This is a genomic window from Streptomyces sp. NPDC051133, from assembly GCF_040682635.1.
Classification (GTDB): Bacteria; Actinomycetota; Actinomycetes; order Streptomycetales; family Streptomycetaceae; genus Streptomyces.
The window spans coordinates 1-9,485 of record NZ_JBFBBK010000106.1; the positions used below are offsets into that span (position 1 = coordinate 1).

Sequence of the window (9,485 nt, forward strand, 5' to 3'; positions counted from 1 at the left end):
CCACGCCGATCTCCTTGAACGTGCAGTTGAGGATGTTGGCCCTGTGGCCAGGGCTGGCCATCCAGCTGGCCATGACCTGCTCTGCAGTGGTGTAACCGAAGGCGACGTTTTCGCCGTAGGCGCTCCAGTCGTAACCGGCGCGTGTGATCCGGTCACCGGGGGAAGATCCGTCGGACCCGGTGTGCGACATGTTCTGGTGAGCCGCCATGTCCTCGCTGTGCGCTTGCGCAGCCTTGGTCAGGGTGTCGTTCAGGGTGAGAGGCGAGCAACCGTTCTTGCTGCGCTCGGCGTTGACCAGTTCGGCGACGCGTATGGTGACATCGGTAGCCGGGGCCGTTTTCTCGGGGGCGCTCGGCGGTACGGAATTTGTGGAGGCGGAGGCGGAGGCGCTGGGGGGCGTGGCGGTCCTGAGCTTGGTGGCCGTGGCCTTTTTCAGCCTCGACGGCTGGCCGACCGTGTGTTCCGGCGAGGCAGTGCTCGTAGTGGCGGGAGCCGGTGCTGAAGGAGTGGCGTCCTCAGCGCGGGTCTCGCCGGTGTGGTTCCGCTGCCCCTCGGCAGCGACCTTTTGATGACTGCCTCCGCCGTCCCGCCAGTTGACACATGCCATGGCGATAGACGGCACGCCCACGACACCGATTACAAGAGCAGCCACGGTTATCCGCCGTTTACGGTCTATTTTGCCATGCTTGCTCATGTGTGACCTCAACTCGGTATCTGCCGAGTGCTTCTTGTGTTCCCGGCTGGGCCGCCGAGCCGCGGCCGCGTCCTGTTGGGCATTATTTTTAGGACGCGTTCGTTGAGAGCGCAAAGGGTCTTCATACTATCTTGCTTCGTGGGCTGAGTCCGGACCCCGGCAATGTGAGGTCTGAGCAGGTTCCGTTTCCACAGCACCGGTCGGGTTTCTGTTCTCGCGTCAGGAACTTGCGAAGCAGGGAGAGTTGACGAATTTTCTCAGCGAGTGGTGCCGCCGCCAGGGTCGGCGGGGACATCACTCTCGTCAATCCGGTAAATCTAATATGTCGCCGGGCAGATCTACTATGCGGCTACCTCAATCCCTGGGGGCCTGTGACCGATGTCACGCCTCTTCGGCTTCGGTCGCCAGGGGCGGCAGACAAGAAGTCATGGGCCGAACTGTCCGGAACCCACTGATCGGGTGACGTGAGGCTGGCTGTGAAACGGGTGGAGCCCCAGGGCTCAGCAAGGTGTCCAAGCTCAACTCTTCAGTCCTGGAGCTCCGCTGCTTCCTTACCGTGCCGTACTCGATGTGCCGCATGTACCCGCGGAGTGGGTCACGACGCGCATCGTCACCCGGAGGGCGACCGTAGGTGCAAGCTCCCGCCGTCCCAGCGTGCCCTTGCTGCACTGGTTGTACTTGCGGAAGAACGACCCCTGGCCCAGCTCGCGGCCGGCTCCGGGATCAGTGTGGGCACCGCCCACGCCTCCATGCCGTGGTCACGCTCCTGGCCGGGCGGGCACCAGGTCTGACCGCGGCCCTCAGGGCGTCACAGACTCGGCACGTCCTGCTTGATGGAACCCTGGCGGAAGGCGACCAGGTCGGTGACAGCCGCGCCGACTATTCGGGCAAGCACCGCGGTCACGGGGTGAACCTGCAGGTCATCACGGCACCGGACGGACCCCTGGCCTGGGATGTCCCCCGCACTGGCCGGACGCATCCACGACCTCACTGCTGCCCGTCGGCACCGGGCCTGCACCCGCCTGAACATTCCTGTCCTGGCCGACACGGCTTACCACGGAGCAGGCAACACCGTAGCCGTGCCGTACCGGGAAAAGGCCCGGCAAGGACCTCACCGTTAAACTGAGATCCGTCAACCGGGGGCACTCCCGTCTCTACTGGCCAGTCGAGAGAGCCATCGCCGGGATCAAGACCTGGCGCATCCTCTGCAAGGCCCGCCTCAGGCCGAACGCGCTCACATCAATCGCCAGAGCCATCCTTGCCCCGCGCTGGCTGGCGTGGTCGCTCAGCTCGCGCTGTCCGTCAAATGGGACTCGATGTCGACGACGCCGTCGATGGCGCGCACCATGCGGACGGCGACACAAACCAGCGAGGAGTCCCGGACGCGTCCGGTCAGAACAACCCTGCCGTCAGCAACTCTGACGTCGATAGGGTCGACCGGGGTGTCGAACAGGTAGGGGACGACTTCCCGGCGGATCTCCTCAGCGATGTCGTCGTCCGCACGCAAGAAGACTCTCAACAGGTCCCATCGGCTGACCAGACCCTCGAGCATCCCCTCGCCGTCGACCACAGGCAGTCGCTTGACCCTGCGCTCGGCCATGATGTGGATGGCTTCGGTGATCGTAGCGTCGGCATGCACAGTGACGGCCGGGGTGGTCATCACGTTCTCGGCGGTGAGCCCGCGGGCCCCGGAGGAATCTGGCGAGCGGTCCAGCCGGGTAGATCGGACCGTGGGGCTGGCAGGGAATACTTCATTGGGCCTCAGATCAGCCTCGGAGACTATGCCTACCACTCGGCCCTCGCCCTCCAGCACCGGAAGGGCACCGATCTCCCACTGGCTCATGATGTCGACGATGTCCTTGATTGGGGCCTTGCGGCCTACCGCCACCACGGTGTGCGACATGACGTCACTCACGATGCGCGGGCTGCCTTGCATGGTTTTTCCTCAGTTGTTGGTAGAAGCGATTGACGGAGCGAACGCGAGGGAGATGGCAGGCTGTGACACTTGGCAGACTTAGTCGCACGTGACCTATCCCACACCGCGCTGCGTACTGTCACCTACTCCCGCTGACTCGGGGGGACAAGACGAGGGACGGAAGGACCGCCTGGCCGGGCTGATCGGCGAAGCCGGCCGCAGAACGCGTCGCTGCCCGGTCTGCGTGCTGCTGATCACTCCCACGTGGGCGCCTGCTATGGCAGCGCGGTGCGTCCCAGAACGGCCCATAACAAGGCCGGGATGTTTCGACCATCAAGGCCCACGGCGACTCTGCCAACACCCCGCGCATGCGTATGGTCAGGCTGGTACAGTCCGCCACGCTTCACGCCCCGGGGTGCTGACCTGCACGACGCGTACAAGGAGTCGGGCCATGACACATATACCCCCAGGGTTCGGGATGCCGGCAAAAGCCGGCCCAACTTTTGCGGGTCAGTCGTAGCGGTGGCCGCGGCAAAGGCAGCTGATCGTTATGGCGCTCACTTTGTATGTCGATGAGGTCCGCTGGCGGACGAACCAGGCCGCGGCTGTGCAGCGTTTTCCCGGGCTGATGCCGGTGGTCTGCGGTAACGGGTTCGGGTTCGGGCTGGAGTGGCTGGCGGAAGAGGCCAGACGCCTGGACGCGGATGGCGTTGCGGTGGGGACGGTGTACGAGGCCGTGCGGATGAAAGACCTGTTCAGCGGCAGTGTGCTGGTGCTCACGCCGTTCCGGCAGGGCGAGAAAGGCCCCCCGCTGCCGCTGAGGGTCATCCGAACCGTTTCCTCGGTCGAGGGACTTCGGTCTTTGCCGGGCATGCGTGTCGTGGTGCAGGTGAGGGCCCACGCGCGCATGGGCGGGGTGAGGGCGGACGACCTCCACGCGGTCCGGTCGCATCTGTCGGAGGTGCGGTTTGAGGGATTCGCCCTGCATGTGCCGGAAACCCGTCGGGCGGGCTACAACGCCGTTGAAGAGGTCTCCGCGTGGATGGGACTGCTGCGTCAGGCAGGCCTGCCTCTGCACACGTTCTACGTCAGCCACCTCACCGCGGAGGAGTTCGACTTCGTGTGCCGGGACCATCCCCGTACCAGGTTCCGCGCTTGTACCGGCCGCCGACTGTGGTTGGGGGACCCAGGAGCGATTGAGTACCGCTCCGAAGTGCTGCAGGTTGCCCGGGCCGCCAGAGGAGACCGCTTCGGACTTCGCCAGTTGCGGGTCCCTGTTGACGGCTGTCTGGTCATGGTGGCCGGTGGAACCGCCCATGGGGTCGGGCTGGAGCCACTACGGGCGATGGAGGGCGTGGCTCGCGTTAAAGGGGTGGCGCACATGGGTCTATCGGTGGTCAACCAATTCCTGTCGCCGTTTGTGTGGGGCGGACAGCGGTGCTGGTTCGCCGAACCGCCAGACCAGCTGGCTTCAGTACTGTTCCTGCCGGCGGAGGTTCCGGTGCCTGGGATGGGGACAGAGCTGACAGCCCGCCTTGCAGCCACACTCACCCGCGCCGACCGAGTGGTGCTGCGGTGATGGTGCCCAGGATGATCGGGAGGAATCCGCTCTTCCCTACCGATTGAACAAAACGAGGTGGCTACCCGAGTACCCCACCAGGTAGCCACCTCGCCACAGGTACCGCCCGGACCACGAACTAGCCGCCGGTATCTGTGTAACCATTCACTGCAATAGCATGCGCCCTGCAGGGGGTGCGTCAAATAAGGCGCATTGGGTGGTTGTCAATTTTCCCGAACTACTGCAGTGCATTGGTGTTTGAGATCGTAGGATCCTTGAGCGAGACAATGCCATCATTGTTGCCTGTATTGCAACACAGATTTAAGATGTGAGCGTCGCGGAGGCGTGCATCCGGCGAATGCGCACATTTCGCTCAAGAGCAACCGCCCAACGCCCTGGCCATTATGAATGCTCAACGCTCGCTCCCAACAAAAGATGCTTCGCCGCCTGGTGGCAGGGAAGCCCCCTACGACCGGTTCAACCGCAGGAGTGGACGCGCATCACGATGCGCCACCATCGGGCGGCCCGATGAACGGGACAAGGCACTACTCACCCAGTACGCCAACACCTGCCAGGACGCTCCGGTCACCACCGATCCACCGCACCGACCGTAAGCCGCGGAGCCGTTCCATCACACAGCGGGCTGGGAAGGATCATTCTGTCCCGCCCCACGGCTCGGCCCCAATGACGCGCGTCGACACTCGTGGCGGCTGGGTAGGAGCTGTCCCCGTGCCGCACATAGGCGCATCGCCCTGTACGCGTTGCGCTCCGGCTCTTCCAGCTGGCGGCCATCTGTGTTCCAGCATGAGTCGTGGCGGGCTGGGCGAGCCAATGAGAGGGAGGGCCGGGTCGTTACCAGGCGCCGGCTGCGGACTGGCGGGCGAGGATATCAAGCGCTCCTTCCTTCTGTGCCGCAATCGCCTGAGTCAAACGCGAGCAGGTTCCGTATGACAAGGCAGCCGAATCGTTGTGGTTGTCCGTGACGCCGCAGGTCCGCTGTGGAGTAGGCATGCCTCCGAAGCCGGCATTTGTTTCCGAGAGACACCTACGCAGCTGCCCGGCTGACGATCAGGTGCCAGATGAGGAGTGCTGCGGTGAGCGCTGACGAGACCAGGTCCCAAGGCGCCGCCGGTGGCGCCGACTCTGAATTTTCGATCATGGACCGCTTTCAAACGGTACTCGACGCTCTGGATGCCGCACGGACCTCCCTGCGTGACAGCTCCCCGGTGGGCACTGCTGACGACGTCCGAACCGTCAGAACAGACCGCCCGCCCCTCCCGCACCGTCCGGCATGGAGTGGTACAGGCGGTGCTGTCGGCCCGGTTGATCGCTTGGAGCACCCGGCCGGGCCGGAACAGGAAGGCGACGCAGCCGCGCGGCGGTGGGACGCATTCCGGCCAAGGCGAGCTCCCAGGGCACGAGACCCACACTTCGACGCGGTGGCGATCACGGAACGCCAGTTCGACGGTGGTCACCCGCAGCGCCCCCCGACGCCCTACTACCCTGCACAGGTGGTATCGGAGACATGCCCGCCTCGACCCGGGCAAGGCTTCTGTGATCCACCGGAGGATGGTGATCGACGTCCCCGTCCAGTCAGGCTATACGAAGCCGCCAGCATGGTCCGGCCCACCCCAGCCGTCGCAGACTGTGCGCCCGGCTGTCAGAGCAGAGGTAGCAAAGAGCATCGTCAGCCAAACAAGAAGCGCCTGATCGCCGCTGGAATCGGAGCCGTGGGCAGTCTCGTCTTCGTCAGCTGGATGCTGGCTTCCGAGGCCCACACTCCGCCGTATTCGGACCCGAATCGGTCCGTACCTGGTCAGGGAGGGGAGGAGACCCCTGCGCCGCCGCAGGGCAGTTCACCAGGCCGTCAGGTCGGCATACCACTTGCGCCGACGCCGCACGAAATGCAGCCGATCATGGCGAGGTACGCACCTCAGCGCGCCACCGGCACTCAAGGAAAGACCATCCTGCAGATTCAGGTTATTTCCGCCCGGTTCCAGTCATCGGGGGCGCCCGCTCAGCTCGTTGCACCCTGCCCGCCCCGTACGCCTTCCCTGTCCGGGCCCGAACCATCGCCCGGCCCGAGTACCCCTCCTGTGCCAAGCCAAGAGCCGAGCCAACTATCGCCCAGCCCCACCCCCACCCCGCCCCCCAGCACCGCTGCACCGAGCCAAGAGCCGGCCCAGGAGCGGCCCGTTCCCGCTGGGAAAAAAATGCCGGACAGCAGCAAGCCTGGGACGCGGGAGAGTGCCCCGCCGCACAGTCCACGCTACAAGGAGCGGCGCACCGCGGGAGACGACGGCAAAGAAACGGACCGTCAGGCATACCGCTACGGTGCGAGAGACGACGTCCCGCGCGATGGGGGGTCCAGTAGTGAGACCGAACACCAGGGAGCCGATCAGGGATGGGAAGCGCCACGGCAGAGGGCTTCACAGGAAGACATGCCCGGGTCACGAGGTGACTTCCCAGTTTCCCAGGGACGCCGGGCGCCTGTGGCTTCACGTTCCGCACCTCACGATCCGCCGCAGCGATGACGGTGCTGTCTCTGCCGATGCGCAGGCACTGGGGCGTCAGTCAGCAACTACGCGGCCATACCGTGAAGGCTCCAGGAGTGTTCATCCAGTCGAAGGTGGTCGCGCTTGAGTGCCCCTCCTCAGCCAGGTATTGGACGCGTTGGGCAGCGGCCGTCGGGTCAGGGTGGGTGTCGTCGAGCGCCGGCGTGAGGCTCTCCGCCGCCGTCTCCACGGTCAGGTAATGGCGGGAGCAATACCACTCCATGTCGTACTGGCCATGAAGCCAGCTGGATGCACTGTTGTCGAAGACTACGAACCAGGGCCGCAGGGATGCGTCGTACTGAGTCCGCGGATCGCCTCCGGGCAACGGATTGCTCATAGCGGGCCACAGCATGGCCTGGCTCAGCTGGCCGGAGGCCGCCAAATCACGTACGTGATCGGCGTACTCCTCTTCTGTCGACAGGTTGTCCAGCTGGTAGTCCGCCAGCGTGTGCTCGATCGTGCCGGTGATCGGGTACAGGATGAACTTGTTGCGCAGCTGATCCCAAGTCGGCCAGGCGCCGGCCCGAGCCGCGGCGTCAAGTGTGGGGAAGCGTGTCCCGAGCATGGCCGCGGGAGTGAAGACCTTGTCGGCGCCGAGGTACTTCCGGACGAGGCTGTCCAGCTGGGTCGGCCCCATGTCGGCATTGCTGCGTAATCCCCACTTCATCTCCAGCTTGATGTAGGTGGGCCCGTGACCGGGGTGGCTGTCGCTCCATGACCTGAGGTCGGACAAGCAGGTGCGCAAACTGCCATTGGACAGTGTGACCTTGATCGGCCCGCTGGTTCTGTAGCGGCAGTTGTTCTCGTTGAACAACGGATCCGCGTGACTGACGATCCATCCCCCTTCCCCGCCGTATGTGGTGTAGACGTCGATCTCCAGGAAGTGCGCTCCGCTGTCCAGACCCTGCGTGATGGAGGCCCCCTTCGCCGGGTCGTAAGCGTTGTGCAGTCCGGACACAGCGACCTGATCGAGCGTGAGGTTGTCCGACACCGTCTCGGCGGATGCCTGGGAAGCCGGTGCCATGGCCCATACGGCCACGGCCGGCATGACGGCAGCGCACACCGCGAAGAGCCTGCGGAGAGGGCGGATGACCGGTCTTGGCGCCATGGGAGCGTCTCCTGCCTGTACGGATCTCCCGAAGAGCTGGTGCTCGTCGGGCGGGGCACGCGTTGCACGACACAGACACAGAACGAGGCCAGGAGAGTACCGTCGGCAGAACAAGCAGGTAAGTCATGCACATGCAAAAAAGTGGTTTTCGGGTGCCCGACGTGGTCCGCCCGTCAGACGCCTGTCTGACAGAAAACCGACCTGGCTCGTGGTCTTCCTGCCGAGCATCACCAGCAGGCGCGCAAGCTCAACGCCACCAAGTTCCGGGCACCGCTCCAGCGAGCGCATCCGCGCCCTACGCCGACCAGTCAAGGCTGAGTTCGGCGACCTCCCCGGGGGTTGTACGGCGGCGCGCTACCCATCGGGCAGGTAGGGCAGGGCAATACGACACGACGGCACTGCTGTTCACCAGCGTGACCTGGATGCCCCCGCCAGGAGGTGGGGGTTCGTCTGCGCGCCGATCTGGTTGCACGTGCTCGTCTGTTTCGCGTACTTCCCAGCAGCTCAATGGAAACAGCTGGACGGTGACACTCGAACGACGCCGACTCCCAGGGGCGTCTTTGCTTCGGCGGATTACCCGACCTGAGATCACGCAGAAGTAAGCAGCATGTGGCCTCTGCCCGCATAGGGGTGGCGGCTCCCTTCTTTGTCCGAGCCGCTCACAGGACTCACCTTGCCCATCTCGGCAGTGTGGGCCGACGACGGTGCTCAGCGCGCGGTGCACGGAGTCGCCAGCACAGAGCAAGGGCAGCCTCTACCTCCTGCCAGCTCTCTCTGGGTCCCGGCCGAACGCTGCCAGCCGGTTATACGAGCCATGTTGGACCATGGCCCGTCTCCTCGCCCACGCGGCCACGGGCTGCTCCGCCCGCATGCACCGCTACCATCGGACGGCAGCGCATCGGTGAACGATAGACGCGGGTGGACGGCGTTCACCGTTGCTGGACTTCTCGCGGCCACCGGCGGCTTCACCGCCCCGCCGCCTCGGCCGCCCCAGGCGTGGAATGCGCGACGGCCGGAAACGGTCTGGGCCGGTGTGCACGACGCCGCGATGTAGCCCCTCGTGCCTGAGACGCCCGCCCACCCGTGCATGACAGGCTGGACAGGATGAGATCACGGGTGTAGGCGTCAAACGCGAGGAGGCGCGGGTATGGCTGGTTCGGGCTCACAGAGTGCGTCCAATGAGGCGGCCGGCAAGTCGTGCTTCGACGTCATTTACAACCAACCGGACCCACGCCCGTACTTCACACGGCTGGCCCCGCTGGGATACGAGACTCCACACCACGCGCAGCCATTCTTCCGACGGATCGCCGCCGAACGGGCCGCGCTCAGTGACGGCCACCCCTTCCCACCCGCGGTCCTGGACCTGTGCTGCTCGTACGGGATCAATGCTGCCCTGCTCAACCACAACGTGACCCTGGCTCAGCTGTACCAGCGCTACACCTCCCGCACCGCTCTGGCCATGACGACGGCACAACTCGCGGCGTGGGACAGAGAATTCTACGCCAAACGACGCAGGCCGGACGCTCTACCAGTGTTCGGACTCGACATCGCCGCCCCCGCCCTCCTGCTGAACGCCCTCGGGGACCATCTGCGCGTCGTTGGGCAGCTTGAGGACGATCGGGTCGCGGGGCGCCATCGGGCCCTCGCCGCGGACC

The 9,485-nt window shown here is 65.2% G+C and carries 4 protein-coding genes and 2 pseudogenes; 3 read left to right on the plus strand and 3 right to left on the minus strand.

Annotation, left to right across the window (positions count from 1 at the left end; translation table 11 throughout):
* A partial coding sequence (locus AB0N17_RS44350; RefSeq protein ID WP_366017379.1) for a CAP domain-containing protein occupies window positions 1–694 on the minus strand: 694 nt, incomplete at its 3' end.
* Between the two features lie 543 nt (window positions 695–1,237).
* On the opposite strand from AB0N17_RS44350, the pseudogene AB0N17_RS44355 reads away from it, so the two are divergent.
* Window positions 1,238–1,957 (plus strand): annotated as a pseudogene (locus tag AB0N17_RS44355) (transposase family protein); the annotation flags it as partial.
* Between the two features lie 22 nt (window positions 1,958–1,979).
* Here AB0N17_RS44355 and AB0N17_RS44360 read toward each other — a convergent pair.
* The gene (locus AB0N17_RS44360) at window positions 1,980–2,630 is read right to left on the minus strand and encodes a CBS domain-containing protein (RefSeq protein ID WP_366017380.1); all 651 of its coding nucleotides are present in this window, start codon (window positions 2,628–2,630) and stop codon (window positions 1,980–1,982) included.
* Between the two features lie 529 nt (window positions 2,631–3,159).
* On the opposite strand from AB0N17_RS44360, the gene AB0N17_RS44365 reads away from it, so the two are divergent.
* The gene (locus AB0N17_RS44365; protein WP_366017381.1) at window positions 3,160–4,188 is read left to right on the plus strand and encodes an alanine racemase; all 1,029 of its coding nucleotides are present in this window, start codon (window positions 3,160–3,162) and stop codon (window positions 4,186–4,188) included.
* Window positions 4,189–6,741: 2,553 nt separating this feature from the next.
* Here AB0N17_RS44365 and AB0N17_RS44370 read toward each other — a convergent pair.
* Window positions 6,742–7,770 (minus strand): Ca2+-dependent phosphoinositide-specific phospholipase C, encoded by a 1,029-nt coding sequence (locus AB0N17_RS44370; RefSeq protein WP_366017382.1) that lies wholly within the window; start codon window positions 7,768–7,770, stop codon window positions 6,742–6,744.
* A gap of 1,207 nt (window positions 7,771–8,977) precedes the next feature.
* Here AB0N17_RS44370 and AB0N17_RS44375 point away from each other — a divergent pair.
* Window positions 8,978–9,485 (plus strand): annotated as a pseudogene (locus AB0N17_RS44375) (hypothetical protein); the annotation flags it as partial.

Bases quoted from the DNA above. Each gene is read 5' to 3' on its own strand.
- AB0N17_RS44365 (WP_366017381.1), top strand. From the start codon at position 3,160: ATGGCGCTCACTTTGTATGTCGATGAGGTCCGCTGGCGGACGAACCAG.
- AB0N17_RS44370 (WP_366017382.1), bottom strand. From the start codon at position 7,770: ATGCCGGCCGTGGCCGTATGGGCCATGGCACCGGCTTCCCAGGCATCC.
- AB0N17_RS44360 (WP_366017380.1), bottom strand. From the start codon at position 2,630: ATGCAAGGCAGCCCGCGCATCGTGAGTGACGTCATGTCGCACACCGTG.